At 66.6% G+C, this 24,106-nt stretch carries 19 protein-coding genes; 13 read left to right on the top strand and 6 right to left on the bottom strand.

Annotated elements, in window-relative coordinates:
- Positions 1–8 precede the first annotated feature (8 nt).
- The 6 genes from MNY60_RS08355 (at position 9) to MNY60_RS08330 (ending at position 5,632) form a co-directional block, all read left to right on the top strand.
- The gene (locus MNY60_RS08355) at positions 9–926 is read left to right on the top strand and encodes a glycosyltransferase (protein WP_242360388.1); all 918 of its coding nucleotides are present in this window, start codon (positions 9–11) and stop codon (positions 924–926) included.
- A gap of 234 nt (positions 927–1,160) precedes the next feature.
- Positions 1,161–2,135, top strand: a complete 975-nt coding sequence (locus MNY60_RS08350) for a glycosyltransferase (RefSeq protein WP_242360387.1) — start codon at positions 1,161–1,163, stop codon at positions 2,133–2,135.
- A 68-nt stretch (positions 2,136–2,203) separates the two neighbouring features.
- On the top strand, positions 2,204–2,665 hold the full coding sequence (locus MNY60_RS08345) for an adenylyltransferase/cytidyltransferase family protein (protein ID WP_374109398.1): 462 nt from the start codon (positions 2,204–2,206) through the stop codon (positions 2,663–2,665).
- 50 nt (positions 2,666–2,715) lie between these two features.
- Positions 2,716–3,825: a CDP-glycerol glycerophosphotransferase family protein gene (locus MNY60_RS08340; protein WP_242360386.1), complete on the top strand. Its 1,110-nt coding sequence runs from the start codon at positions 2,716–2,718 to the stop codon at positions 3,823–3,825.
- 68 nt (positions 3,826–3,893) lie between these two features.
- Positions 3,894–5,069: a glycosyltransferase gene (locus tag MNY60_RS08335; protein ID WP_242360385.1), complete on the top strand. Its 1,176-nt coding sequence runs from the start codon at positions 3,894–3,896 to the stop codon at positions 5,067–5,069.
- On the top strand, positions 5,066–5,632 hold the full coding sequence (locus MNY60_RS08330; protein WP_242360384.1) for a WcaF family extracellular polysaccharide biosynthesis acetyltransferase: 567 nt from the start codon (positions 5,066–5,068) through the stop codon (positions 5,630–5,632). The genes MNY60_RS08335 and MNY60_RS08330 overlap by 4 nt, the downstream gene beginning before the upstream one ends.
- A gap of 110 nt (positions 5,633–5,742) precedes the next feature.
- On the opposite strand, the gene MNY60_RS08325 is transcribed toward MNY60_RS08330, so the two are convergent.
- On the bottom strand, positions 5,743–7,149 hold the full coding sequence (locus MNY60_RS08325; protein ID WP_242360383.1) for a glycerophosphodiester phosphodiesterase family protein: 1,407 nt from the start codon (positions 7,147–7,149) through the stop codon (positions 5,743–5,745).
- A 414-nt stretch (positions 7,150–7,563) separates the two neighbouring features.
- Between MNY60_RS08325 and MNY60_RS08320 the strand changes: the two genes are divergently transcribed.
- From MNY60_RS08320 to MNY60_RS08295, 6 genes are all read left to right on the top strand, one after another.
- On the top strand, positions 7,564–8,796 hold the full coding sequence (locus tag MNY60_RS08320; protein ID WP_242360382.1) for a glycosyltransferase family 4 protein: 1,233 nt from the start codon (positions 7,564–7,566) through the stop codon (positions 8,794–8,796).
- Positions 8,797–9,021: 225 nt separating this feature from the next.
- Positions 9,022–10,515, top strand: coding sequence for a glycosyltransferase family 4 protein (locus tag MNY60_RS08315; protein WP_242360381.1), 1,494 nt, complete (start codon positions 9,022–9,024; stop codon positions 10,513–10,515).
- Between the two features lie 151 nt (positions 10,516–10,666).
- Positions 10,667–12,412, top strand: a complete 1,746-nt coding sequence (locus tag MNY60_RS08310; protein WP_242360380.1) for an ABC transporter ATP-binding protein — start codon at positions 10,667–10,669, stop codon at positions 12,410–12,412.
- A 164-nt stretch (positions 12,413–12,576) separates the two neighbouring features.
- Complete coding sequence (locus tag MNY60_RS08305; protein WP_242360379.1) at positions 12,577–13,023, top strand: low molecular weight protein-tyrosine-phosphatase; 447 nt, start codon at positions 12,577–12,579, stop codon at positions 13,021–13,023.
- Positions 13,020–14,147, top strand: coding sequence for a polysaccharide export protein (locus MNY60_RS08300; RefSeq protein ID WP_242360378.1), 1,128 nt, complete (start codon positions 13,020–13,022; stop codon positions 14,145–14,147). The genes MNY60_RS08305 and MNY60_RS08300 overlap by 4 nt, the downstream gene beginning before the upstream one ends.
- Before the next feature lie 4 nt (positions 14,148–14,151).
- Entirely contained in the window at positions 14,152–16,407 is a 2,256-nt protein-coding gene (locus MNY60_RS08295; protein ID WP_242360377.1) for a polysaccharide biosynthesis tyrosine autokinase, read from the top strand.
- 76 nt (positions 16,408–16,483) lie between these two features.
- On the opposite strand, the gene MNY60_RS08290 is transcribed toward MNY60_RS08295, so the two are convergent.
- Positions 16,484–17,827: a DUF1972 domain-containing protein gene (locus tag MNY60_RS08290; protein ID WP_242360415.1), complete on the bottom strand. Its 1,344-nt coding sequence runs from the start codon at positions 17,825–17,827 to the stop codon at positions 16,484–16,486.
- Between the two features lie 317 nt (positions 17,828–18,144).
- Between MNY60_RS08290 and MNY60_RS08285 the strand changes: the two genes are divergently transcribed.
- Positions 18,145–19,407, top strand: coding sequence for a hypothetical protein (locus tag MNY60_RS08285; protein ID WP_242360376.1), 1,263 nt, complete (start codon positions 18,145–18,147; stop codon positions 19,405–19,407).
- 54 nt (positions 19,408–19,461) lie between these two features.
- Here MNY60_RS08285 and MNY60_RS08280 read toward each other — a convergent pair whose 3' ends face one another.
- From MNY60_RS08280 to MNY60_RS08265, 4 genes are all read right to left on the bottom strand, one after another.
- On the bottom strand, positions 19,462–20,325 hold the full coding sequence (locus MNY60_RS08280) for a glycosyltransferase family 2 protein (protein ID WP_242360375.1): 864 nt from the start codon (positions 20,323–20,325) through the stop codon (positions 19,462–19,464).
- Positions 20,322–21,704: a hypothetical protein gene (locus MNY60_RS08275; RefSeq protein WP_242360374.1), complete on the bottom strand. Its 1,383-nt coding sequence runs from the start codon at positions 21,702–21,704 to the stop codon at positions 20,322–20,324. Before MNY60_RS08275 ends, MNY60_RS08280 begins: the two co-directional genes overlap by 4 nt.
- Positions 21,701–22,864 (bottom strand): glycosyltransferase family 4 protein, encoded by a 1,164-nt coding sequence (locus MNY60_RS08270; RefSeq protein WP_242360373.1) that lies wholly within the window; start codon positions 22,862–22,864, stop codon positions 21,701–21,703. The genes MNY60_RS08275 and MNY60_RS08270 overlap by 4 nt, the downstream gene beginning before the upstream one ends.
- A gap of 106 nt (positions 22,865–22,970) precedes the next feature.
- Complete coding sequence (locus tag MNY60_RS08265; protein WP_242360372.1) at positions 22,971–23,978, bottom strand: hypothetical protein; 1,008 nt, start codon at positions 23,976–23,978, stop codon at positions 22,971–22,973.
- Positions 23,979–24,106: the final 128 nt, after the last annotated feature.

Here is a 24,106-nt window from a genome sequence, read left to right as displayed (position 1 = left end):
GTCCGCGCATGACGTTTCGTCGCGCGAACAACGACCTGATTCGCGCTGCGCGCGCATCGCGCGTCGATGCAATCTACTTTCGCCGGTCGGTGGAGATTACCGCCTCAACGCTGAGACTCCTGAAGAATGAAACCGGCGCAGTACTTGTGTCGTACATGAACGACGACCCCTTCGGCTTCCGCCGAAATCACCCGATGTGGGAAGCCTTCGTTGATGCGATCCCTGAGTACGACCTACATTTTGTGTTTCGGGAATCAAATGTGCCGGAGTTTTACGCGCATGGCGCTGCGCGCTGTCGGGTCTTGCTTCCCTATTTTGTTCCGGAGTTACACCGGCGCGTGCGCGTGACCGAGGAAGACCGAGCCCGGTACGGGTGTGATGCAGTCTTTGTTGGGCACGGCGCACCCGATCATCGCGTCGCGTTTCTGCGAAAGGCGGCAGAGGCGGGTTGCCGAATCAAGGTGTTCGGTCCGAACTGGAAGGGCGCGGCCGGTCCGCACCGACTTGGGGGGATCGACGTGCGTGCGGGAGTGTTCGGAGAGGAGTACGTCAAAGCGATCAATGCTGCTAGAGTATGCCTGTGCTTCTATGATCACGGCAACCGTGACGAAATCACCACGCGCAACATGGAGATCCCAGCGTGTGGCGCGGTACTCGTCGCGGAGCGCACCGACGCTGCAACGCGAGTTCACGTAGACGGTGAGGAAGCGCTCTTCTTCGAGTCGCCAGGCGAGATGATAGATCACATCCGAGCCCTGCGCGACTCTGCGCTCCGCGACCGTATCGGCAATGCGGGGCTTGCGTGGGCCGCGAGAAGCGAGCACCACGTCTCGGCTCGAATGGCGATGGTGGTCAAGGAGATCGAGCGTGTTCGGTTCGAAGAGCTTGGGGGCAACATCCGGCGGCCCACCCCGCTAACCGGGTAGTGGTGAATGCGTACCATGCTTAAGCAACTCATCACCAAGAGCGCCCTGTGGGCGGCTTATCGTTCCAGTCAACTCGAGCGAGGCTACGCGCGACGTTCCGCGCGGTATGCGTGCTCGAGCGCCGGCCCAGATACGATTGCCGAGGTCCGGCGGCGCGTGGGACCGAGGGAACCAAGGACCGTGGGGGATGTGCGTACGTTTGCGGCCATCCCGAGCATCTCTTGGCATATGGCAATGGTCCCCGAGCTCCGGGAGCTCGGCCCGGTCACGCTGTTCGATTTTGCTGGCGACAGGCACGTGTCGCGGCACGGGCGGCGCGGGTGGGAGCGCCGTCGGATCGACGTAAACGATGAGCTGTTCGATCGTGTTGCCGTGGAGCATCGTGTTCACGGTATCGATTGGGTCTTCATCTACACAGAAGGGACCCATCTTCTTCGCCGTACGCTCCGCCATATCCGGCGGGAGCTCGGTGTTCCCACCGTGTTGATGTCTCTCGACGACAAACAGTCCTGGGAGCTTGGTGTAGTCGGAGATCAGGACCGCGGTCTGATTGATATTGCCGGAGAAGTGGATCTCTACTGGACGAGCGCGCGGGATTGCATCCCGTGGGTGAGAGCGGTCGGCGGACGGCCGCACTACATGCCGGAAGGGTGCGATCCCCACTTCTACAGGCCGGTCGCTGTCCCGAAGCGGTACGACGTCGCGTTCGTGGGCGCGGCGTATGGATTTCGGCCGCGGTTCATCCAGCGACTTCGCGCGGCAGGCCTCGACGTGACAGTGTTTGGCCCGGGGTGGCGAAAGGATTCATGTCTGTCGGAGCTGGACATGGTGCGGGTCGTCAACGAAAGCCGCGTCGTCCTAGGTCACGGCGGCATCGGCTATTCGGAGACGCTCCGCAACGTCAAGGGACGCGACTTCGACTTCCCGGCGGTCGGTGGGGGCGTCTACATCACGACCCACAACCCCGACCTCGCGCTGCACTTCGAGGAAGGCCGGGAGATACTGTTTTATCGAAGTGATCGCGAGCTTCTGGAGCGCGTCCAATGGGTGCTGTCGAATGACCGGGAAGCCCGGCATGTTGCTGAGCGCGCGCGAGCGAGATGCGTTCGTGAGCACCGGTGGATGCATCGGTTCGCCGAGGCGCTCGGGATTCTAGGGATCCTCCCACTGCAACCGCAGGTGCGCGCCAGGGGGGCGGAGGGTGACTGAAGTTGGTTCTTGTATCGTGAGAATCACCATCTCGTAGACCCGAAGGGCCAAGAGGGCGAGTACAACGAATGTCGCGCAATGTAATCACCTACGGAACCTTCGATATGTTCCACGTAGGCCACCTTCGGCTGCTTCAGCGGCTTCGGGATCTCGGCGACCGGCTCATCGTGGCGGTCTCCACGGATGAGTTCAACGCCGCGAAGAACAAGAAGGCAATCATCCCTTACGATGGGCGCGCGGAGATCGTCGGGAGCCTGAAGATCGTCGATCAGGTGATTCCCGAACATAGCTGGGACCAGAAAGCGGAGGACATCAAAAAGTACGATGTCTCTGTGTTCGGGATTGGCGATGACTGGTCGGGCAAGTTCGATCATCTGAAGGCCCACTGTGATGTCGTGTACCTCCCGCGAACGCCGGACGTTTCGAGCTCCGCGCTTCGTAGGATGGCCCGCGCATTAGACCCGGAGATGATCGAGCGACTCCGGGAGGTCCATGCCGTTCTCGATCAGATGGTTAGGAACTTCGAGTGAGGTCAAGGCTGCGGAAGTTCCCAGGAAGCGCGGCGCGGTGGGCCACGGGGATGGCTTTCTTCGCTGCGAAAGCGGTCACTCCCAAGAAGCTGAACCGCGTCGTCCTGAACACGTTTCCCGACTACGACGATACGACGCGAGCGTTCGTGGAGTTCCTAGAGGATCGGCGCGCCGATCTCGTGGTTCTCGTTGACGACGACCGTGCTGCGCCCGAATGGATGGCGCAAGCCAGGGCTCGGTGCATACGGAAGCGAAGCGCCGCGGGAATATGGAATTACCTGACGGCCAAGTGGGTGTTCTTCACGCACGGGTGTTTCTCATATCCGTGTCTCTCTTCGCGCCAGCTGGTCGTGAACTTGTGGCACGGAATGCCGTTCAAGCGGATCGCTCGCCTGGATCCCTCGCAGGCAGACGCGCTCATTCCGCGCTGCCATAAGACCATCGCGTCGAGCGAAAGATTCCGAGGTCTGATGGCAAGCGCCTTCGGCCTCGGCGAAACGGATGTCTTGCTCGCAGACCATCCTCGAAATGACCTGCTGGGCGCCCACGCCGAGGGACTCGCGAACGAGATTGGCGCGGCGAGAAAAGTGATCGCGTGGCTGCCGACGTATCGGCGGTCCGTCGTTGGGGACGTTCGGATCGATGGCGATGTGCGCCAGGACATCCTATCCGGGCTGGTCGACCTCGCTCCGGTGGACGAGGTTCTCGATCGTCATGATGCACTCTGCATCGTGAAGCCGCATCCGATGGCGAGCTATGACCCTGACGCCTTGAAGGTGTACCGCCGGATTCGCGTACTGGCTGACGATGATCTGCGCGCGGCAGGCGCAACGACCTATGGGTTTCTCGGACTCGCCGACGTACTGATCTCTGACGTATCGTCGGTCGTCGTCGATTGGAAGGGCACGGGGCGCCCTGTGGTCCTGTTCATGGGGGATTTGGAGGAGTACTCGCAGACACGGGGCCTTCTGGTCTCCCCGCAGGAGGTCGTCGGCGGCGCTACATGTCGTAGCGTTAAAGAGTTAGCCGACGAGCTGAATCGCATCTTGTCGGACCCGAAGATCCGCGACGGATGTGGTCCTGGACCGAACGGGTTTCCTCGCACGCGGGCGCTCCTGGAGTCGATCGCGCCGCAACTGCTCGAGCCGAGGACTGGCTAGAGCCACAGCGGAGTGCGGTCGGGCCGATCGCGCCTCGCCCCTAAGCCGCGAAACCTTGGAGAGCCTGGATGAAGGTCGGACATGTTTCATGGGTCTTATCGCAGGCGGGGGGCGGGATTCCCCCCGTTGCCTTCGCTGTAGCCCAGGCACAACGAAGCGAGGGCGCTGACGCCCAGGTTTTCGGTGTGCGCCACTCGTCGGCTGCGGCGGTGTCGTGGAGCGGCGTTCCCACGACCGAGTGCCTAGTGCTCGGACCAACAGCGCTAGGATATGCGCCCCGCCTTCGCGGTTCGCTCGCAGCCTTCGGGCCTGACGTGATGCATCTCCATGGCTTGTTCACCTGGCCATCTCAGGTGGCTCGGGCGTGGCGCCGCCGCACGGCCGGTGCACTCTTGGTCAGTCCTCACGGGATGCTGCATCCGATGGCTCTCACCCGCTCGGCATGGAAGAAAAAGCTGTTCCGGTTGGCGATCGAGGATGCCAATCTGCGGAACGCGCCTTGCCTGCACGCGCTTACGATGGCAGAAGCGTCGGACATTCGCCGCGCCGGGTTCTGCAATCCAATCGCCATCATTCCGAACGGGGTCGACGCGCAGCTCGAACATTCGTCTCCCGGTCGGAGCGCGTTCGAAGACGCATTCCCGGCGACGCGGTCGCGGCGCATCCTCCTCTACATGGCGCGATTGCATCCCGTAAAGGGTCTCGATCGACTGATAGACGCCTGGGCTCTCGTGCAGCGGGATAGGGCGGCAGGCTATTCGGAGTGGATCCTCGTTGTCGCTGGTCCCGATCAGCTCGGGTTCGGGGCGACGATGGCGCGCCGAGTACACGATCTCGGGATCGGTGAGCGCGTATTGTTCACGGGCCCGCTCCAGGGCTTCGTGAAGTCGGCGGCGCTGCGTGCGGCGGATGCGTTCGTTCTGCCTTCTCAGCATGAGGCGTTTTCGGTGGCGCTCCTCGAAGCAATGGCCGCGAAGCTGCCGGCGGTCGTGAGCGCGGGATGCAATTTCCCCGTCGACCAGCACGGTGCGGGCTGGGTGTTCGAAGGTGCTCCAGAGTCCCTGGCGCGAGTGCTGTGCGAGTTGTTCTCTGCGCCTCAGACGAGGCTCGAGGAGATGGGCGAACGTGGACGTTCCCTCGTAGAGTCTCGATACACGTGGTCGAAGATCGGGGCGGAGCTGCTCTCCGTGTATCGCTGGATTCTCGGTGGCGGTTCGCCGCCTTCGACGGTGGAGGTCGCATGAGTCGTCCCGTAACGAACCTTTCAGCATTCGACAACGCCTGGTACGACCCGGGGCGATCTCTCGGGGTCCGGCTCGCCTGGATGGCTGTGAACAGAGTGTTTCTACAGACGTGGATGCCGTGGCCGTCCACAGTCAAGGCGGGATTGCTTCGGCGGTTTGGGGCACGAATCGGAAACGGAGTGGTGCTCAAGAACCACATCAACGTCAAATACCCGTGGAAGCTGACAATCGGGAATGACAGCTGGATCGGCGAGGGCGCCTGGATCGACTCTCTTGCCAATGTGACGATAGGCTCTAATGCGTGCCTCTCGCAGGGCTGCATGATAGAAACGGGCAATCACGACTGGTCGAAGCCAGCTTTCGATCTGATCGTGCGCGAAGTCGTCGTCGAGGACGGCGCGTGGGCTGCGGTGAAATCGGTGCTCTTGCCTGGGAGCAGGCTTGCGTCGCACGCGATCCTCGGTGCCGGCTCCGTCTTGTCCGGTGACACCGAGCCGTACGGCATTTACGTAGGCGTTCCCGCTCGCAAAGTGAAGGAGCGCAGTATCGACTCGGTGGGATGAACGTCCGCTCGTGAGCCCCTCCCTGAGAGTGCCGGTTGCGGTGCGCCGTTCGAGTACATCATCAAAGGCCGTGGTGAGCGCTGAAGCGTGACGGGCGTCAGGGCAGCTGCTCAGTAGGTTACCGATGTCTCGCCGATGGCCGGCACGACGCCGACGCCGAAGACGCTCAGGAAGCCGCCCCGCGGATGAGCTGTATCCGTCGCAGAGACGGCGTCCCCCGTGTCGGTGCGCACGACGGTGACGTTCGCGGCGTCGAGATCGACGCGCAGGGGGATGACCTGTCCCTGCACGAGTGCTGGCCAGGTGCCTCTTGCGATGATCTCGAACGCCCCGTCCTTCGCCCGTACCAGCTCGACTGCGCCACTCAAGCGCAAGGCGACGTAATACCCGTTCGTCCCTGTCGCGCCGAGCAGCCCCATGTCGTTGTCGGTCGTCCACGCGAACCTGAGGCCGACATAACGGCTCGCGTCCCCGCTCGTGGGCCCGTTCTGCACTCGGATCGTGGTGCTGATCTTCTGGGTGGCTGGAGAGTCCGCGGTGCGGATGCCGGAAACCTGGATGTGCGAATAGGCCTCATCAGAGATGGTGCCCACTCCAGCGAACGTCGCGAACCCGTCCGCGATCGCCTTTGTCCAGCCCGACACTGTCGCGTGGCTTAGCCAGCCAGACCCCAGGAGCTTGGACGGAATCGGAACGGTTGTGGTTCCGGGAGGCGTGCGCTTGTTCAGGAGCTTGGCGAGATATTCGGGATCGTCAGTCACGACCCCGTCGACGCCCCACGCCACGAGCCGCTCGGCTTCCGTGAGGGTGGACACCGTCCACGTCAGCACGTTCGTCCGCACGGCATGCATGTCGGCGACGTACTGCTGGGTCAGCGCGTTGCGACCGATCGACACACCCCACAGCCGGAGCGATACGGCAGTCGCAGGATTCACGGCCGCTGTGTCGATGAGCACGAGCGGGATTGCCGCATCGACGCGCCTCATGGCGATGAGCTGCTGCGCGTCGAACGAATAGCCGAGTACGCGCGCTTGAAGCGCATGCTTCCGGATCAGCCTTGCCGCGTCGGTGCCGGCGGGGCCTGTCGATGGCTTTATCTCGGGGGCGAGCAGGCTCTCGGCCCCGTAGCGCTGGAGATACTCGTCGAACAGCGGGACGCGCTGTGGCGAAAAGATGTCGGGACGATAGACTTGGGCAGCATCCAATGTGGCGATCTGGGCGAGCGTGAGGCTCGAAACGTTTCCGAGGGTCACGCCGGTCGTTCGGTCTACGGAATCGTCGTGTATTAGGACGAGCGCTCCGTCAGCGGTGCGCTGGATGTCCGTTTCGATGGCCGTCTGTGCGGCGGCCGCGGCATCAAAGGCAGCAAAGGTGTTCTCGGGTGCAGAGACGTTTCCTGATCCACGATGGCCGATGATGAGTGGGCGCGGCGCATCATTCCATGCAGTGTGCGGTAACGGCTCGGCAGCGCTGCAAGCGAGGAGGAAGAACGAGGCGATCGTCAGCGGAATCCTCATGCGCCGCCATGCTATCGCATGCGAACCGGATTCCGTCCGCGAGATGAAATGATGATCATGAGCAAGCTGCTGGAGCCTTCCCGGCCTCGGTCATCTGAAGCAAGGTGCCGCGAAGGTTCTGGCATGGATTTCGGAGTTCGGAAGGTCTTTGGCTGCGATGCACGTGTCGGAGATCGGGGACTCCTGCATTTCCGCGGACAAGTTCCTCATGTTCCACTTGCTTCATGGGCCCGGTCCCTACCTGGTGAACGGTCCTCGCCCGTGATATAGGGCTTCCAGCAAAACGGGAATCGAGCGCTGCCGTTGGGTCAATGGTGCACTGGCACGAACACGCTCGCCTTCGTCGATCACCGCGCTAAGCGCGCATGCGGCGTGAGTCCCCGTCACGCCGGATGAATGGCCGCCGGGGGAAACTTGCGCGTCCTGCTACTGAACCAGTTCTTCCACCCCGACCTCTCCGCTACATCTCAAATCGCGACCGACCTCGCGGAGGATCTCGCAGCCTCCGGTGTCGAGGTGACCGCGCTCTCGGGACGCGGAAGCTACCTGGGCGGACAGCAGCTCGGCGCGCGCGACGAGCATCGTGGGATCCGGATCGTTCGGGCATCCGCGACGTCCCTCGGGAAGCGAACTCTCCTGCATCGCGGCATGGACTATGCGAGCTTCTACGCAACAGCGGGCGCCGCTCTCGCGAGGCTTCCCCGGCACGACGTCATCATTGCGATGACGACGCCGCCTCTGATTGCGGCGGCCGCCGCTGCGCTGAAGGGGCCGAAGCGAAGCCGGCTCGTGTACTGGGTTCAGGATCTCTATCCCGACGTAGCGGTCGCCTTCGGCGCGCTCGGACCACTTTCGCCGATCACGCGCATGATGGCCGCGACCTCCCGGGCGGTGATGCGCCGCGCGGATCGAGTGGTGGTGCTCGGGGAAGTCATGGGAGAGCGCTGCATCGCGTCCGGTGCCGACCCGGCCCGCATCAGCATCATCCCGAACTGGGCGGACGCCGCCGCCGTCTATCCCGTCGCGCACGAGCACAACTCGCTCCGCTATGGCCTCGCAAATGGCGCACGCACGGTCGTCATGTACTCGGGGAACATGGGCTTTGCGCATGACATCGCGACGCTCCTCGACGCTGCGCGGAGGCTGAGGAATCGGCGGGACGTCGTGTTCGTGTTCGTTGGCGACGGCGCCAGAAGGCCCACCGTCGAGGCTGCGGCGAAGGAGCTGCCGAACCTGCGGCTAGAGCCCTACCAGGCCCGCGAGCAGCTCGCGGAGTCGCTTTCAGCGGGCGACCTCCATCTCATCGGGCTCTCGCCCGAGATCGAAGGCCTCATCGAGCCGTCGAAGCTCTATGGGATCATGGCCGCGGGTCGACCCGCGCTGTTCGTCGGGCCGGAGCGGAGTGAAGTCGCGCGCACGATCGCGCGCCACGATTGCGGGCGTGTCCTGCGAAATGGGGATGCCGAAGGACTAGCGTCGGCCATCGTCGAGCTGGCGGACGCTCACGATCTGCGCATCGCGATGGGCGAGCGCGCGCGGGCAGTGCTCGAGCAGCGCTACGCGCGCGGGGTGGCAACCGCGCGATTCAAGGGAGTTCTCGAGGAGTTGTGCGCTGTGCCGGTTGTCGCGGGCGCAGCTACGTCCTGACAACGTCGAGGGCGCCGTTCACCCTGGCTCGCTTTTCCCAGGGGTGTCCCCCGGTCCCCCTATGGCGCTTGTCTGCCCGCATGCTAGAAGGGCGCTTGCACCAGTGGTGCAGGTGCACCGAGGCGGGAGCAGCAGCAAGGCCGGGGGGCCGCAGCACATGATCCGGATCAGAAATTGCTACGCGGACGCCCTGTTCGCGGTCAGGGACACGCGTCGGAGGCGGGCATGAGAGCCGCCGCCCTCGCCTTCATCGCGTCCACCGCCACGGGCGCGGTCCTTACTCCGCTCGTGCGCGAGCTCGCGCGTCGACGCGGACTGCTCGATCACGCCCTCACCTCGCGCAAGATTCACGGCAAGCCGATCCCGCGGCTCGGGGGAATCGCCATCGCCCTGGCGTTCTTCGCCCCGCTCGTCGCGCTGTTCTTCGTGAACAGCGAGGTGGGCCGTCAGTTCTACGCGATGCCGCGCCGCGCGTTCGGCCTCTTCGCAGGCGGGCTCGCCATCGCCTTGCTCGGTGTCATCGACGACCTCAAGGGCGCGAACGCGCGGACCAAGTTCGCGGTCCAGTTCGCGGTCGCCGGGCTCATGTACTGGCTCGGATACCGCATCGACGTCATCGCGAACCCGTTCGGCGCGGACATCCCGCTCGGCCTCCTGGGGCTGCCATTCACGCTGCTCTGGATCGCCGGCGTCATCAACGCGCTCAACCTCATCGATGGCCTCGATGGACTCGCGGGCGGGGTGGCGCTCATCGCCGTGGTCACCACCTGCGTCGTCGCCCTGCGTGGCGGCGCTCCGCTCATGGTGCTCTTCACGGCCGCGCTCGCCGGAGCGGTGCTCGGGTTCCTCTTCTACAACTTCAACCCCGCGACCATCTTCATGGGCGACACGGGGTCGATGTTCCTGGGGTTCGTGCTCGCCACGACCGCCATCCAGACGAACCGGGCGTCCTCCAGCGCGGTCGCGATCATCGTCCCCATCATCGCACTCGGCATCCCGATCGCCGACACGCTCCTCGCCATGGCCCGGCGGGCCGCGCGGGGCGCGCCGCTCTTCTCGGCGGACCGCGGGCACATCCACCACCGGCTCCTCGCCCTCGGGCTCGGCCACCGGCAGACGGTGCTCGTCATCTACGGCGCCTCCGCCCTGCTCGGCGCCGTCGCGGTCTCGGTCGCCTACGCGTCGGCGTCGCAGGCGATCTGGTTCCTCCTCGCGCTCGCCGCGGTCGGCTACCTCGCGCTTCGGCACCTCGGCTTCGTGAGCGTGAAGCTCGAGGACACGCAGCGGATGCTCGTGGATCGCAGGCGTAACCTCGAGCTGCGCGGGGCCATTCGGCGGCTGGGCGCGACGCTCCGGGAGGCGCGCGGGCTCGATGACGTCTGGACCGCGCTGCAGCTCGGGGCGGCGGTCCTGGGCGCGCGAGCGGTCGCGCTGCACCTCGCGGACGACGCGGCGAACGCGGACGCGTACACGCACGGGTTCGACGCGCCGGCGGCGGACGAGCTCTTCCGGGCGCGCTACGGGGTCCTGCCCGAGCGGCCGGGTGACCGGCACGTGGAGCTCGGCTGGAACGACGGGCGGACCTCGATCGACCGGGACACCGAGATCGCCGTCGAGCTCCTCTGCGAGCACCTCGCCGACGCGCTCGAGCGTATCGACCGGCCTGCGACACTGACGCCGCTCGACGGCCTCCGGCGGGCGGTGGGGTTCAGGCGCTGACCGTCGTCCGCTCACCCTTCGACAAGGGTGAGCGGATCCTCCTTGGCTCGCGGTCGGACCTCGTTCATCGGCTCGCATTGAGCCTGTCGAACCGCGAGCGGACGGCGGGGCGAGGGCGAGCGGAGGCGTTCCGGGTTATGACTCCCGGCCGATGCCCCCCCGCCCGCCCACCTCTGTCCTCCGCCGCCTGGGCGGCCTCCTGCGCGAGGAGCTGCCGGCGCTCTCCCTCGGCACCGTCCTCCTCGTGGCCGGCGCGGCGCTCGCGCTCGTCTACCCTCAGGGCATCCGGCTCATCGTGGACGGCGCCATCGCGGGGAAGGATCCGCGCTCGGTCACCCGGGCGGCGGGCGTGCTCGCGGTCATCGCCGTCGTCCAGGGTCTCGCGATAGCGGGGCGGCACCTGCTCTTCTCGCTCGCGGGAGAGCGCGGCGTGCGGCGCGTGCGCGAGCGGCTCTACCGGAGCCTCCTCGATCAGGAGATCGGCTTCTTCGACGCCTCCCGCACCGGCGAGCTCATCTCCCGCCTGGGCACCGACTCCGCCACCATCCAGAGCCTCGTCGCGGCGAACGTGTCGATGGTCTTCCGCCACGCCATCACCGCGCTCGGCGGTATCGGCCTCCTCTTCGTCACCTCCCCGCGCCTCACGGTGGTGATGCTCCTCGTCGTGCCGCCCATCGCGGTCGGCTCGGTGTTCTACGGCCGCAAGGTCCGCGCGCTCGCGCGCCACTACCAGGACGCGCTCGCCGACGCCTCGCACGTCGCCGAGGAGTCGCTCTCCGCGATGCGCACGGTGCGGGCCTTCAACGCCGAGCATGCCGAGCGCGGCCGCTACGACGCCGCCATCGCCGCCTCGTACGACGCCGCGCGCCGCCGGGCGCGGGCGGGCTCGCTCTTCATGGGCGGTGCCTCGGCCGGCGTCTACCTCGCCATCGCCGCGGTGCTCGGCTACGGCGGCCAGCTCGTCGCGCGCGGAGATCTCTCCGCCGGCGCGCTCACGGCGTTCCTCGTCTACACGCTCCTCATCGCCATGAGCCTCGGCGGCCTCGCCGATCTGTGGGCCGAGGCGATGAAGGGCATCGGGGCCGCGGAGCGGGTGTTCGCGCTCATGGACCGAGTGCCGGAGATGCCGGTCGCCGGCGGCCTCCGGCCGGCGCGCTGGGACGGGCGGATCGCGCTCGAGGGCGTGCGCTTCTCCTACCCGAGCCGCCCCGACGTGGAGGTGCTGGGCGGGATCGATCTCCACATCGCAACGGGCGAGATGGTCGCGCTCGTCGGCCCCTCCGGCTCGGGCAAGTCCACCGTCGCGGCGCTCCTCGGCCGGCTCTACGACCCGCTCGCCGGGCGGCTCACGCTCGACGGCCACGACCTTCGCTCCCTCGATCCCACCTGGCTGCGGGCGCAGATCGGCGTCGTCCCGCAGGAGCCCACGCTCTTCTCGGCCTCGGTGGAGGAGAACGTGCGCTACGGCCGGCCGGACGCGACGCACGAGGAGGTCGTGGCAGCCTGCCGCGCAGCCCACGCCGACGCCTTCGTGCGCGGGTTCCCGGAGGGCTACGCGACGCGGGTGGGCGAGCGGGGCCAGCAGCTCTCCGGCGGCCAGCGCCAGCGGCTCGCCATCGCTCGCGCCGTCCTCAAGGACCCGCGCATCCTCCTCCTGGACGAGGCGACGAGCGCCCTCGATGCGGAGTCCGAGGCGCTCGTGAAGGACGCGCTGGCGCGTCTCATGACCGGCCGCACCACCGTGATCATCGCCCACCGGCTCTCGACGGTGGCGAGCGCCGATCGCGTGGTGGTGATCGAGGGTGGCTTGATTGTGGAGTCGGGCCCCCATCGCGAGCTCGTGGCGCGTGGTGGCCTGTACCAGCGGCTCGTCGAGCGTCAGCTGCGCGCGGGGTAGACGCCGGACGGAAGGGCCGGTACCCTGCACGTCCAGTCCGGGGGGTGCCGGACGGGCTGTCCATGTCGGGCCGCAGCGGTCCCGCTCGTCCTGCGCCAGCCGGGGACGGCGATCCGGAACAGGGCGTGCCGTTCTTCGCGGCCAGACGCTCCAGAAGTGAACAGATGCTCGACCGAGTCCTGATCGTGTGCGTCGGCAACATCTGCCGGAGCCCCATGGCGGAGGCCCTCCTGCGCGCGCGGTTCGCGGCGCGGGGGCGCGGCCGCGTAGAGTCGGCGGGGCTCGGCGCGCTCGAGGGACGGGGCGCCGACCCGATCGCGGTGGCCCTCCTGGCGGAGCGCGGGATCGACCTCACGCCCCACCGGGCGCGGCAGCTCACCCCCGAGATGCTTGCGGCGGCGGACCTCGTGCTCGTGATGGAGTCGGGTCACCAGCGGCAGATCGAGGCCATGGCGCCCTCGGTGCGCGGCCGCGTGCACCGCATCGGAAAGTTCGGAGGGTTCGACGTGCCGGATCCGTACCACCTGCCCCGTGCTTCCTTCGAGTCGGCCCTGGCGCTCATCGAGCGCGGCCTCGAGGACTTCGACCGCGCGTTCTGGAGGACGCCGTGAGCGCGCTCGCTCGCTCGACCATCCTCGGCCTCGCCGCGCTCGGCCTCCTCGCCACGGGCTGCCGCTCCATCTCTCCCGGCCTCCAGTTCAAGCCGGACAAGCTCGAGGCGCGCGGCACCGCCGAGCAGCCCATCGCGATCGTGCCCATCTCGTCCAAGGTGCTCGTCGAGCAGGCAGAGGCGCGCGTCCGCGCCGCGAGCGCGCGCCCGAAGGACCCGCTGGCAGACCAGGCCGCGAGCTGGCAGTACCGCATCGCGCCGTACGATGTGCTGTCCGTCATCGTGTGGGATCACCCGGAGCTCACCATCCCGGCCGGCGAGTTCCGCGCGGCTGAGACCTTCGGCAACGCGGTGCAGGCGGACGGGACGATGTTCTACCCGCACGTCGGGGTGATCGAGGTCGGTGGCAAGACTCTCCCCGAGGTCCGCGTCCTCATCGCCGAGCGGCTGCGCAAGTACATCGAGAACCCGCAGCTCGACGTGCGCATAGCGGCGTTTCGCGGGCAGCGCGTGGAGGTGACGGGCGAGGTGGTGCAGCCCACCACGCTGCCGATCAGCGACGTGCCGCTGCGCGTGCAGGACGCGATCGCCGCCTGTCGCGGGCTCGCGCCCGGCGCCTGGACGCGTGGCGTCGCGCTCACCCGCGAAGGCCGCACCTACCGGCTCGACCTGCAGGCCTTCTACGACGAGGGCGATCGCTCGCAGAACTGGCTCCTCAAGGACGGCGACGTGCTGCACGTGCCATCGCGCGAGGAGAACAAGGTCTTCGTGCTCGGCGAGGTGATGCGCCAGTCCTCGAAGCTCATGGCGCGCGGCAGGATGACGCTCGCCGAGGCGATCGGCGACTCCGAGGGCTTCTCGGCGGTGTCCTCGAACCCAGGCGAGGTGTACGTCTTTCGGGGCCGCTACGACGCGCCGCGCGTGTACCGGCTGAACGCCTCGAGCGCCGACGCCATGCTGCTCGCCACCCAGTTCCAGCTCGAGCCGCTCGACGTCGTCTACGTGGCGCCGTACGGCCTCACCAACTGGAACCGCGTGGTGACGCAGATCCTCCCGACCATCCAGGGCATCTGGCAGAGCGTCGATCTCGCCAACCGCGGCCAGAACGTGCTCCAGGGGAACTAGTCCAATGTCGAAGCACGGAGACGTGGCCCTCGAGGTCGTCCCGAGGTCGGCGCCGCCGCCGGAGGAGCTGCCGGTGCCCGACGTGGGGGATGAGGACGAGGTCTCGCTCCGCGAGTACCTCGACGTGATCGTCGCGAACCGCTGGCTCATCGCGGCGGCCACCGCCGCCGCGGTCGTGATCGGCGGCGCGTACGCGCTCCTCGCGACCCCCGTCTACCGCTCCGACGTGCTCGTCCAGGTCGAGCAGAAGAAGGCCGGCCTCGGCCTCGGCGATCTCAGCGACGTGTTCGGCGAGAGCTCGCCGGCAGAGACGGAGATCGAGATCCTCCGCTCGCGCGCGCTGGTGGGCGCGGTCGTGGACGAGCTCCGGCTCGACCTCGTAGCGCGGCCGCGCCGCTTCCCTCTCGTGGGAGGCGCCGTCGCACGCACCTACCGGGGCGAGGAGCCCCGCGGCGCCGTTCTCGGCCTCGGCGCGTTCGGCTGGGGGGGCGAGCGGATCGCGCTCGGCCGCCTCGAGCTCTCGCGAGCGCTCGCCGACGAGAAGTTGACGCTCGTCGCGGGCGAGGGCGGCGCCTACCGCGTGGAGGGTGAGGACGGACGAGCGCTCGCCCAGGGCAAGGTGGGCGAACAGGTCTCAGGCGGCGGGCTCGAGATCTTCGTCGCCGATCTGCTCGCCAGGCCGGGGACGGAGTTCCGCATCTCGCGCCGCCCGCGCGACGAGGTCGTGCAGGGCCTGCAGCAGAACCTGCGCATCTCCGAGAAGGGCAAGAAGACCGGCGTGCTGCAGCTCGTGCTCGAGGGTCCGGACCGCGCCGGCATCGCCGCGATCCTCGACTCGCTCTCGCGCAAGTACCTCCGGCAGAACGTGGAGCGGAAGAGCGCCGAGGCGCAGAAGACGCTCGAGTTCCTGGACGAGCAGCTGCCCGCGCTGCGCTCGAAGCTGGAGGGCGCGGAGGTCGAGCTCGAGCGGTACCGCGCGCGCGACGGCGCCGTGGACGTCACGCTCGCCACCCAGGCCGCCCTGCAGCGCGTCGTCGAGGTCGAGAAAGGCATCTCCGAGCTGCAGGTCGAGTACGCCGCGCTCCGGCAGAAGTTCACGGAGAGCCACCCGGTGCTGGTCGCGATGCGAGACAAGCTCTCCCGGCTCGCGGAGGAGCGCGCGCGCATCGACAGGCGCATGAAGGATCTGCCCGAGGCGGAGCTCGAGTCCGCCCGGCGGCTGCGCGACGTGAAGGTCGCGAACGAGCTCTACCTCACCCTGCTCAACCGCGCGCAGGAGCTGAAGATCGTGAAGGAGGGGACGATCGGCAACGTCCGCATCCTCGACGCGGCCATCCTCCCCGCGAAGCCCGTCGCGCCCCGCAAGGCGATGGTGCTGCTCCTCGCCCTCTTCCTAGGCGCCGCCGGCGGCGTCGCGATCGCCTTCGCGCGCCGCGCGCTCGATCAGGGCATGGAGGACCCGGAGGCGATCGAGCGGGCCACGGGCGTCGGCGTGCACGCGAGCATCCCGCGCTGCGAGGGGCACGCGGAGGGCGAGCGTCGCGCCATCAAGGAGTGCCGCGCCGTCCCCGTGCTCGCGGCTACGGAGCCGGCGAACATGACCGTCGAGGCGCTCCGCAGCCTGCGGACGAGCCTCCAGTTCGCCCTCTTCGAGGCGCGCAATCCGATCGTGACCATCGGCGGTGCGGCGCCGGGCGTCGGCAAGTCGTTCGTTACGGTGAACCTCGCCCACCTGCTCGGCGAGTCCGGCAAGCGGGTCGTGGTGGTGGACGCTGACCTGCGCCGCGGCTACCTGCACCGCCACCTCGGCGTCCCCCGCGCGCCCGGGGTCTCGGACGTCCTCGGCGGGCAGGTTTCGCTCGACGAGGCGCTGCGCGAGACGGGGAGCGACAACGTTCGTTTCCTCTCGACCGGCCGGATCCCCCCGAACCCGGCGGAGCTCCTCGGGAGCGAGCGCTTCCAGCGCCTCCTGGCCGAGCTCGCCGGCCGCTTCGACGTGGTGCTGGTGGACACGCCGCCCATCCTTGCGGTCACCGACGCGGCGCTCGTCGCGCGGCACGCCGGCGTGAACCTGCTCGTGCTGAAGTGGGGCTCCCATCCCCTCCGCGAGGTGGTCGCGGCGCTGCGCGCGTTCGGCCGCGGGGGCGCGCGGGTGCACGGGATCGTTCTGAACTCCGTCTCGGTCGAGCGGGGTCTCGGGCGGGGGAGCGCGTACCACTATCAGTACCGGTACGCGATGGCGCCGAGCGAGGACGAGTGAGCGAGTTCCGGCGGTTTGCCAACGGGATCGCGCCTGGCTCGCTCAGGGACGAAACCGCACCTGCTTCGAGGCGGTGCTAATCGGTTCCGCGAAGGTCTTCAACGCGAGCACCGCCGTCGGAGGACACGCCCGAATGATCTGCTCGCGGCATCGGCCGGCGGGGTATTCCTTTCGTGGAACCGCCTGTCGCCGTGATTGTGCGCGATACGGAGTCGTTGAGCGCGGTTCGTGCCGACCCCGCCGGTGAACCGTCTTGCGCACCGTGTTGGGCCTCGAGTCCGAACGCCGCGATCCGCCGATCTTGCCGAAGCAGTGGTGCGCCGGACCGCGCACTCGCATCGCGGACGAGAGCGAGGTACTGGGCCGTGACCCGCTCCCACGTATAAGTGGCCGCTACGATGAGAGCGGCTCGGGTCCCCATGCTTTTCACGTCAGGTCCTCCCCTTTCGATCCGTTGGATGTGCCTACGGACATCGGACGAAGTTGAGAAGAACAAACCTGAATCCCGCAGCACCTCCCTGTTGAACGGGTTGTCGTGGGCAATCACGATGTTCCGGCAGGCCATGGCCTCGAGCAGCGAAGGATTCGTGCCGCCGACGCTGTGGCCGTGCAGGTATGCGGCGGCGTGATAACGCAACGCGCGCAGCACTCCGGGATCGAAGACCGTTCCGATGAATCGGACGTGTTCGCCGCGATGCGCGAGAAGTTGGCGCACGTAGCGATTGGGCTTGTCGATGTTGCCCAAGATCACGAGCGGACGCCCGCAATCGGAAGCCTCGAAACCTTCGATGAGCTCCAGCAGATTGTTCTCGGGCTCGAGACGGCAGACCACGATGTAGTACTCGCCCTCGACCAGACCCCATCGCCGAAGAGGCGAGTGGTCGGGGATGCTCTCGAGGCGGGGTGCGCCATAAGCGATGGTCGATATCACCGCAAGGCGTCCGTATCGGTCACGCAGGTATCTCGCGATCGCCTCCGAGTCGGCTATCACGCGATTAGCGAAGATGACTGACAGTGCCTCGGCGAGCTTGAGGTAAGCGCGCCCCACGAAGCTCCACTTGGATCTCCTCCACTCGAGGCCATCGGTGTTCATCCATACCTGGGCCCCAAACAGTCTCGGAACCCAGGCCATGAACCCGCCGCCCGTTCCCAGCATGTACACCACATCGTACTGACCGCGGCAAAGGGACAGGCACTTGACGTCCCACCCCAGTTGATCGAATGGCTTCGGAGCATTCGACACGACGAAACGCAACCTGACATCGCGGTAGACGTGGTCCGGCTTCGCGGTGCTCGAGGGACAGAAGACGGTCACGTGAATACCTGCACCGGCCAAGCGAACCGCGAGCTCTTCGGCGAAGGTCTCGAACCCCCCGTAGCGAGCCGGGATGCCACGTGTGCCTAGAATCGCAAGCTTCATGTCCACCGTCCCCCAGAAGCTCTGGCGTGCGGCGGAAATGACAGCGCCGCAGCCCACCGATCCGAGAGCGCGGAGGTCGGTCCGGGGCGAGGCACCGGCGAGTGGACGACGGTGGCGACTCCCCTCCCGCACTCCACAGCACTCGATGAGACGGCATCATAGGCATGCCACTAGACTCATCGCGCGCGGATTGCGGGTGAGGCGCCACGCAGCGGCCCGTGTAGTTGCTTCGCGGAAGCGGTCCTGAATAGGGGGTCGAGCGAGCATCCGAGCGCGCGTTTGACCCCGTTCGTCTCGTTGACGAGCGAACCGCTGACGTGGCGCACTCGTTGGCAATGGCGCTGCTGGGCACGCTTCTCCTCAGCTACTGGGGGCTCCCCGGGCCGGCATGGCTGCTCATGTCCCTCGCGCTGAGCGCCTATGCAGTCACGCATGGTGTCGCTTTCGTCCGGCCGGCGCGCTCGTCCATCCTCTTGTTCGCAGCGCCCATTGGGTTCGGATTCGCGGGATTCGCGAGCCATCCACTCGGCGACGCTGCGAAGGACGTCTGGTACTTCAGCAAGCCCGTCGTCGAGATCGCGTTCGGTCTTCTCATGGCTGCCAAACTTGGGGTGCGCCGCTGCCTGTGGGTGATGATCGGAGCTGCGGCCATCGTCTCGCTGGACTATGTCGTCAGAGTGCTCTTGTTGCTTCCCGAGTATCTGGCCAACAGCGTCGGCGCCAACCGCACGCTCTTCGGAACAGGCAGCTTCCTGTCGTTGCTCGCCTGCGTCATCGCCCTGGACCCGGACCTTCGACGCCGACTCGCGTTCGAAGCGCCGCTCCAGGTCTGGGCGCTGCGTGTCACCGTCATCGTCAGCCTGGTCGCGCTCGGGCTAAGCCGCTCCAGGACGCTCGGCGTTCTCCTGACGTTGTTCGTCCTTCTTCGCGCGGTTCGGGTGGTCTCCCGCAGCGGTTCGGCCCGTTTCGCCTCGAGCCTGGGTCTATTGACGGCGGGCGTCCTGACGTTGACGCTGAGCTGGTCCGGTGTCGCCGAAATCGGCAGTCCCGAGTCCGTGCTCACGCCGCCTGAGGAGGTCGTCGTGAGCGATGAGTATCTCACCGACACGGACGTCAACACTCACTGGCGTGGATTCGAGTCGCTGATGGCGTTGCTCCAGTACGGATCGTTCGGAGCCACTCAGAAAGTGGTGGGAGGCGGTTTCGGTCAGAAGGTAGAACTCGACAAAATGCGGGAGCTCGCTGGCGAGCAGTTCGATGCAATCCCGGTCCTGCACAATGGGTTCCTGTACGTTCTGGTGAAGACAGGTCTGGCCGGGGAGCTCCTCTTCGTGGCGGCGCTCGCCAGCTTGTTGCGCGCCCTATCACCACGGAGAGGAGAGGTCACGGGCCCGCGCGTCTCGGCGACGACCGCTTTCTGGCTCGTCGCCGCCTTAGCGCTCACATCGATGGTCATTTCCGGCCCGTACAACAAGTCGGAGTTGTTGCCACTGCTCATCCTCTGTGGCGTGTACGCCTCGATGACCGCAGCGGGTGGCCAATCCCCGAGCACGTCTCCTGCTCCAGTCATCGGCGCATAGCCGTCACAGCGAAAGGTCGTCCGACCCGCACGGCTGCATGTAGCTGGAGCATTCCTACCCGGCGTCCCAGCAAAGGCCAGCGCGAGCGGCAGCCTTCGCCTCACTTGAAGGCCACAACGAGCCGCCGAGCAGCGCGTAGCGCCATTCGCCGCGGCCAAAGATGTGAGCGCGCCTGCGCAGCCGCAGCGCGAGAGCCGATCGAAGCTTCGCCTCGCCTGAAATTGCGCCATGAACTCGCTCGCGGATTCGCCGCGCCTCTTCGCGTCCAACGTCGAGGATGTTGGACGTCTTTGACGAGCCATGCACGCGAAACGCGCTGAGGAACCGGGGCAGGCGCGCGAACGTAGCGCCGTCCATCGCGAGCCGCGCGACGAGGTCCACATCCATCGCGAACCTGAGCGACACATCCAAAGGGAGAACGCGAACGAGACGCTCGCGACGGATGAACATGGAAGGTTGATGAAGATCGAACCCGAGTCGCACGAACGCCTCCACGGAAAAGTCGTCGAAGCGGTGCTCGCGAATCAGGGCGCCGGTCGCGTCAACCGTGATTCCGTAGCCGAACACCACGTCCGGTCGATCAAGCGCAGAGAAGCGGCGCAGGACTGCCTCGAATGCCCCAGGAATGTAATAATCATCGGAATTGATCCAGGCGACGAACTGCCCGGTCGCTTCACGAAAGCCTTCGTTCAGGGCGGCGGTCTGGCCGCCGTCTCTTCCCGAATGCCACGAAGCGAGGCGATCCCCGAACGAGCGGATGACGTCGATCGATCCGTCCGTGCTGCCCCCGTCCTTGATGATGTATTCCAACCTCCCCACGCCACACTGGCCGAGCACCGAGCGTATCGCGGAGGGAAGAAACGCAGCCTGGTTGTAGGACGGCGTGACGATCGTGAACAGCAGGGGCGAGGGGGTCATCTAGGTGCGCTCCATCGACGGGCCTGGTCACCCGCCGGAAGAAGTCGACGCTCCTGCGCCCAAAGATAGAGAGACCCGCCGAGCATGCTGACGGTCACGACCGACGCGACGCCCAACACCGTGATCTGCGGGCGAATGAGCACGAGGCCCGTCCCCCCAAGCACGTTGAGCGCGGACTGTACGAAGTGATGAACGAAGATCTGGCGCGTACGCGCGAGCCCGAGGAGGGCGTAGTAGGACGGGACGACCAGCAGGCTAGCGAATGCCCCCACAGCGACGATGCGGAACGCCGCAGGTATGCCGGGCTCGAACCTGTCGCCAAGCCAGAGGTCGAAGATCGGCCCCGCTGCCAGCGCGGCCGCGATCCACGCTGGGGCCCCGAGGAGCAGCACGAGCCGCCGGCCATTGAGGCACACGTCCTTGGCGCGTTCCAGGGACTCGGGTCCCGGAAGCGCGGCGCTGCGACTGATCTCCGGCGTGATCGCGCGAAAACCGGCCTCGAACAGCGACCTGAACTGCATCGCGGAGTTGAAGCCGATCTCGAGAACTGGAACCGCCGCGACTCCCACGAACCGAGATACGAGCACACGATTGAACGGATGAAGCAAAAGCACCAGCACGGAGCCGCCGAACACGCCGGATGAGATCCTGAGCATTCCGAAGATCCGGTCCCATTCGAGCCGTGCAGCTGAAAATGACCGAAACGGAACGTGACGTCGGATGCACTGCACATACGCTGCGGCCATGCACACCTGTCCGACGGCCGTGCCGACGAGGAAGCTAACGAGACCTCCTCCACGCCAGAGCAGCGTCGCCGTGAAAGCGAACGCCACCACGCGCCCCGCGGTGTCTACGCCGACGGAGAGATCCAACCGACGGAGCCCCGACACTGCTGAGGCGAGAACCTGAAGCCAGAGGCTCCCGATCGTGAGGACCGCGACGAACGGCATCGCTTGGCGGGCCTGGACCGCGCTCGCGCCCGCGATCCCCGCTCCGGACACCAGTAGTTCGCCGAAGAGAACGAGTCCAGCTCCGGCGACCAGACCAGTCGCTGTAACGAGGGCCAGGGCGCCGCGGATGATCGATGCGACGCCGAGCAGTGCGCCGCGCCGGTGCTCCTGCGCGACCATGTAGGTGACGGCTGGCCCGATGCCGAAGCTGGTGAGCTGCGCCAAGCTCAGGACGGTCGACACCAGAAGCCATACGCCGAAGCGCTCGTATCCAGCGTAGGACAGGTAAACCGGATAAGACAGCGCGGTAAGCGCAACCGTGGCTGCCGTCGCAGCCGTGGCTGCGACGAAGTTGACGCGAAAGCGTGATCGCATCAGGCCCAGCATGCGCACGCGGTCGGCGAAGGGGGTTGGGGCCTGGACCGTCATGAGGCGATGGGTGGAACCCTCTCGAGACGATGGTCGCCGCGCAGATCCGGGCCGGACGCCTCGAGTGCGGCGGCGTACGCCGCGGCCGTTCGGGCGGCTGCGTTCGTCCAGGTGCATTGCGCGAGAATCCGGGAGCGAAGGGCGTACGATCGGGGAGACTCAAAAGCATGAAGTATGGCGCTCCGCAGCGAACCCTCGTCACCGGCAGTGCAGTACGTCGCGTCGGAGGCGAAGTATTCGACGGTGTCGCCGTTCGGCGTGATGACCAGGTTGCAGCCCATCGCCGCCGCCTCGAGGCTTGACAGCCCCGTCGTCTCCATCCAACTCGCGAGCACGTGTACGCGGGCGGAACGATACAGCGATGGAAGTTGCGCCTGCGGCACGTATCCCAAAAAGTGAACGTCGGACCCTGCTTCGGCGACGACTCTCCGAAAGTAGCTCGCGGAGTTCGGGCCAGGCTTGCCCGCCAGCACGAGGGAGAGGCCCGTGTGGCGCAACGCACGTACGAGCGTAAGCTGCGCCTTGGCCGCGTCGATGCGCGCGACGCATAGGATGCAATCGCGGAATCGCGGATCAGGAGTGACGGTCTCTGGGTCGACGAGGAATGCGTCGGAGACCGCGTTGGGGATCACGCAATACGGTCTGTCGACTCGTGCGTCTGGGAGCCACACGTGGATCCGCCGCAGCTCGCTCTCCGAGTTGGGGAGAAGGACGTCCGCTGAGGAAAGTAGCTCCGCGAGAGCCCGTCGGTATCCTTTCAGCAACACGCGGGTGAGTCCGCGCGTCCACCTCCGATTTTTCACCGCCTTTGCGAGAAGCTTCACGTATTCGATGGTGGGAGGTTCGGAGCGACGCAAAATGGCTCTCAGAAGCGGCGGTCTCGATGCCCGCTCGAATTCCGTCATTGGGCAGAAGATCGGGGAGAGCGCTACCGTTCGGCCGGCGCGTTTCGCGTGACGGAGCTGAACGAGAGACTCATCAGGGCGAGTGACGTTGAAGATGTGGACGACGTCTACGCCGCCCAGCGGTGGGCACAGATCGAGTGACACCTCGGCGACGAGACCAAGCGCCCGCAGCGCGCGCGCCGTCTCGGCGACCTGCACGGTGTCTCCCCCGGGCTCAGTGAAGAGATCGCGCCGGGACATCAGGAGGATGCGCATGTGGAGCTCGTGTGCGTCGCCGTCGGCAGAGAGGGCCAACCCGAGGGAGACTCGTGATCCCGCTCCCGTAACGAGGTCTCGGCGCCCTGCATGGCGGGCCGCGTCCTTACGGCCTTCCCTCGACGGGGTTGGCTCGTCCGAGGACAGGCGTGGAACCCGCCTCGCCTTCTCGGTGGTTCGTCTGCGCCAGCTTATCGAGAATCCCGACCGAGCGAAGGGAGGAGGTCACCGCGGTGGCGCCACCACTCTTCAGCCACTCGAAACTCATTGCGGCGAGGAACCCGAGAAGCGCTACACCGATCAGCGTCTGAAGACGCTTGGGACGTGCGTGCAGCGTCGGCAGGGCGGGCGGATCCAGCACGAGGAACGTCGACACGTCGCGAGCCTCGTTCGCCTTTGCCCCCTCGAGGCGCTCGAGCGCGTACACGAGGGTTACTTCCGCCACCTTCCGGTCGCGATACAGTTTCTCGAATTCAGCGCGTAGTTTTGGGACCTCGAGCGCGGCCGGGAATAGTCCGTTGCGAGAGCCGGTCCCACGACGGTTGCTGCGCTTGTCAGTCTGCGCGGGGGCTGCTGGCGAAGGTTCCTCGAGCTCGCGAAGATTCTCCCGCATGACCCAGAGCTGCGACTCGAGCTGGCGGGTCGTGGTCTCGTCACCCGCGGAGAAGGTGCGCGCGTAGTCGAGCTCGAGCTGCTTCGTGATTCGTTGGCTATTGAGCGCTGCGAGGGCAGAGACCACCGCTCGCGCCTGCGTGTCGAGATCCACGATCTTGTACTGTTCCTGAAACTCCCTCATGCGTGACGCAGCATCGTCCGACTGCTGACGCAGCTCAGCGACGCGCTTCTCGAGGAACCGCACCTCCTCCGAGGCCGAGCTGACGCTGACCCGACGGAACACGCGGTTCGCATATTCTGCGAAGTAGGCCAGCATCGCCTGCACGAAGCGAGGGTCCTTGTCCTCGCAGGAGAGCTGGACGAGATTGGGCTTCGGCAGGGTCTCGACGTCGCAGTGGCGCCAGAGCGCGGCGCGCGTCTTCTCTTGGAACTTCTGTCTGTATCGGCTGCGCAGATCGAACTTGTCGATGACGGCGTCGCTAACCTCGATGCTCTGCAAGACCGCGGCGATTCTCGGGCCGTCGGCTCCGCCCATCGAGGACTCAAGCCCGGCCGCTAGCCCCCCGAGGTCCGTCCCTAGCACGCTCGAGATGCCCGACCTCTGTGGCTTCGCCGGGACTACCGTGA

The organism is Anaeromyxobacter sp. SG17, assembly GCF_022690695.1.
In the GTDB taxonomy this organism is placed as follows: domain Bacteria; phylum Myxococcota; class Myxococcia; order Myxococcales; family Anaeromyxobacteraceae; genus Anaeromyxobacter; species Anaeromyxobacter soli.
This window is presented reverse-complemented; position numbering and strand designations above follow the sequence as displayed.

What these genes read in the sequence shown, in the direction of transcription:
- MNY60_RS08345 (WP_374109398.1), top strand. Translation starts at nt 2,204, where the DNA reads ATGTCGCGCAATGTAATCACCTACGGAACCTTCGATATGTTCCACGTA.
- MNY60_RS08350 (WP_242360387.1), top strand. Translation starts at nt 1,161, where the DNA reads ATGGTCCCCGAGCTCCGGGAGCTCGGCCCGGTCACGCTGTTCGATTTT.
- MNY60_RS08280 (WP_242360375.1), bottom strand. Translation starts at nt 20,325, where the DNA reads ATGACCCCCTCGCCCCTGCTGTTCACGATCGTCACGCCGTCCTACAAC.
- MNY60_RS08335 (WP_242360385.1), top strand. Translation starts at nt 3,894, where the DNA reads ATGAAGGTCGGACATGTTTCATGGGTCTTATCGCAGGCGGGGGGCGGG.
- MNY60_RS08310 (WP_242360380.1), top strand. Translation starts at nt 10,667, where the DNA reads ATGCCCCCCCGCCCGCCCACCTCTGTCCTCCGCCGCCTGGGCGGCCTC.
- MNY60_RS08275 (WP_242360374.1), bottom strand. Translation starts at nt 21,704, where the DNA reads ATGACGGTCCAGGCCCCAACCCCCTTCGCCGACCGCGTGCGCATGCTG.
- MNY60_RS08305 (WP_242360379.1), top strand. Translation starts at nt 12,577, where the DNA reads ATGCTCGACCGAGTCCTGATCGTGTGCGTCGGCAACATCTGCCGGAGC.
- MNY60_RS08340 (WP_242360386.1), top strand. Translation starts at nt 2,716, where the DNA reads ATGGCTTTCTTCGCTGCGAAAGCGGTCACTCCCAAGAAGCTGAACCGC.
- MNY60_RS08270 (WP_242360373.1), bottom strand. Translation starts at nt 22,864, where the DNA reads ATGCGCATCCTCCTGATGTCCCGGCGCGATCTCTTCACTGAGCCCGGG.
- MNY60_RS08290 (WP_242360415.1), bottom strand. Translation starts at nt 17,827, where the DNA reads ATGAAGCTTGCGATTCTAGGCACACGTGGCATCCCGGCTCGCTACGGG.
- MNY60_RS08355 (WP_242360388.1), top strand. Translation starts at nt 9, where the DNA reads ATGACGTTTCGTCGCGCGAACAACGACCTGATTCGCGCTGCGCGCGCA.
- MNY60_RS08330 (WP_242360384.1), top strand. Translation starts at nt 5,066, where the DNA reads ATGAGTCGTCCCGTAACGAACCTTTCAGCATTCGACAACGCCTGGTAC.
- MNY60_RS08325 (WP_242360383.1), bottom strand. Translation starts at nt 7,149, where the DNA reads ATGAGGATTCCGCTGACGATCGCCTCGTTCTTCCTCCTCGCTTGCAGC.
- MNY60_RS08295 (WP_242360377.1), top strand. Translation starts at nt 14,152, where the DNA reads ATGTCGAAGCACGGAGACGTGGCCCTCGAGGTCGTCCCGAGGTCGGCG.
- MNY60_RS08315 (WP_242360381.1), top strand. Translation starts at nt 9,022, where the DNA reads ATGAGAGCCGCCGCCCTCGCCTTCATCGCGTCCACCGCCACGGGCGCG.